The 1,891-nt window shown below is 66.8% G+C and carries 3 protein-coding genes; 2 read left to right on the forward strand and 1 reads right to left on the reverse strand.

Translation table 11 applies throughout. From position 1 onward, the window contains the following. Position 1: 1 nt before the first annotated feature. Positions 2–454, reverse strand: coding sequence for a DUF2721 domain-containing protein (locus ABWP09_RS06155; protein ID WP_353204268.1), 453 nt, complete (start codon positions 452–454; stop codon positions 2–4). An 83-nt stretch (positions 455–537) separates the two neighbouring features. On the opposite strand from ABWP09_RS06155, the gene ABWP09_RS06160 reads away from it, so the two are divergent. Both ABWP09_RS06160 and ABWP09_RS06165 read left to right on the forward strand, forming a co-directional pair. Beyond that, the gene (locus tag ABWP09_RS06160) at positions 538–1,617 is read left to right on the forward strand and encodes a GNAT family N-acetyltransferase (RefSeq protein WP_353204269.1); all 1,080 of its coding nucleotides are present in this window, start codon (positions 538–540) and stop codon (positions 1,615–1,617) included. A 32-nt stretch (positions 1,618–1,649) separates the two neighbouring features. Beyond that, on the forward strand, positions 1,650–1,891 hold a 242-nt coding region (locus ABWP09_RS06165), incomplete at its 3' end, for a UvrB/UvrC motif-containing protein (RefSeq protein ID WP_353204270.1).

Here is a 1,891-nt window from a genome sequence, read left to right on the forward strand (position 1 = left end):
GCTACCGCTCGAGCAATTCCTGCCGGACATGAATCGCCGACAGCGAAATGCGCACCTCGATCAGGAAGCTGATGAGCGAGGCGATCAGCAGGCCCATTGCGAGGATGAACGATAATGCGACGATCGTGCCGATGTGGAGCTTGACCAGTTCGGCGACGAACAGCAGCGCGACGACGATGCACGTCATCACCGCGCTCGACACGGCGAGCACCAGCGCGCGGTTGATCACCGACATACGCCGGTCGAGCAGACGCAATTCCCAGACGTGGCGCTTATGCTCGGGCCCGCTCGACAACGGATGCAGATCCTCAAGCGACCGCGCGCGATCGACCACGCGCGCGAGGCGACCGACCAGCACGTTGAGCAACGCCCCGATCCCCGCCAGCATGAAGACAGGCGAGAGAGAGAGCTGGATCGTCTGCGCGATCGTGGTGACGCCGGGAATCGAGAACATCGCCGCCCTTTGCGGTGTGGCGCGGCACGACGCAAGCCGAGCCTGCACGGAATGGTAACCCCGGCGCGATAAAGCTGCGCGGCATGACCAAGCCGATGCTCCTTGCCGACTTCGCGCGCCTGCCGTCGCCGACGCGCGCGGTCGTGCTCGACGGACTGGCGGGAGCGATCGACACCGTGGCCGAGCGTGCCGCGCCGACGCATGCGTTCCTGCGCTATGCGTGGTTCGCGGCGGCGCTTGCGGCTTATGGCGGCGCGGCGCGGACGATCGTGATCGAGGAGGATGACACGGCGGTCATCGCGTTACCGTTGGTCAGCGTCGGTCCGGCGGCGGCAGCGATGGCGACGGTGCCGGGCAGCTATTGGCCGTTCCGCAGCTTCCCGATGCACCAGAGTGCCGGGCCGCGCGCGATCGATGCGCTGCTCGGGGCGCTGGCAGGGGCGGTAACGGCGCTGCGGATCGGGCCGGTCTATGATCACGACCTGGCGCTGACACCGGTTCTGGCGCGCGCGCGCGCGAAGGGTTGGGCGGTGCTCGACCGCTTCGTCGCCGACAGCTTCGTGTTCGATCTGCAGCAACCCGAGTGGCCGCGGGGATCAACCTTGCGCAAAAACCGCTTCCACGAAAAGCATTTGTCCGAGCATGGCGCGCTCGACTGGTCGTTTCCGCAGACGGGCGACTGGCCAGCCACGTTCGATGCGATGGCGACGATCGAGCAGAAGAGCTGGATCGCAGCACGCACCGATGGCCGCGATGCGAAGTTTACCGAGGCTGGTCACGGTGCCTTCTGGCGCGAGGTCGCGCGCGATCCGGTGCTGGCGAAGATGCTGTCGGCGGCGGTTTTGCGTGTGGAAGGGCGCGCCGCGGCCTTCTCGTTCGATCTCGATTGCGGGGCGACCAAATATGCCATCGCCAACAGCTATGACCCGGCCTTTGCCAAACATTCGCCGGGCAAGCTGCTTTACTATCGCAATCTCATGCGCGCGCGCGAAGCGGGGGTCGCCGCCGTCGATTGGGGTGCGGGCGATAGCGGCTACAAGCAGACGATCGGCGCGGTGCAGGGGCCGGTGCTGCGCGATTGGCTGCTGGTGCGACCGGGCTTGCCGGCAATGGTCGGACGCATGCTGAAAGGGTGGTGGGGGGCGAGCGGCAATCGCGGTTGAGGCCGAACCGCGTGTCGTTCGTTGGTGCGTTTATGGAGGAGATCAAACGCCTGCGCCTCGCGATGGAAGACGCCGCCGCCGCGCTCGATTTCGAGCTGGCCAAGCAGTTGCGCGACCAACTCTCCTTGCTGCGCGGCGGGGCGAGCCTGGCCGAGGCCGAAGCTGCCGACACTGCTGACATGATCCGTCAGCAGCCCGGCGCGATGGGGCTGGGCAGCAGCCAGCAGCGCATCACGCCCCCGCCGGGGTGGCAAAAGCCCAAAAAGCCCGACCC

Source organism: Sphingomonas sp. (assembly GCF_040398505.1).
GTDB lineage: Bacteria > Pseudomonadota > Alphaproteobacteria > Sphingomonadales > Sphingomonadaceae > Sphingomonas.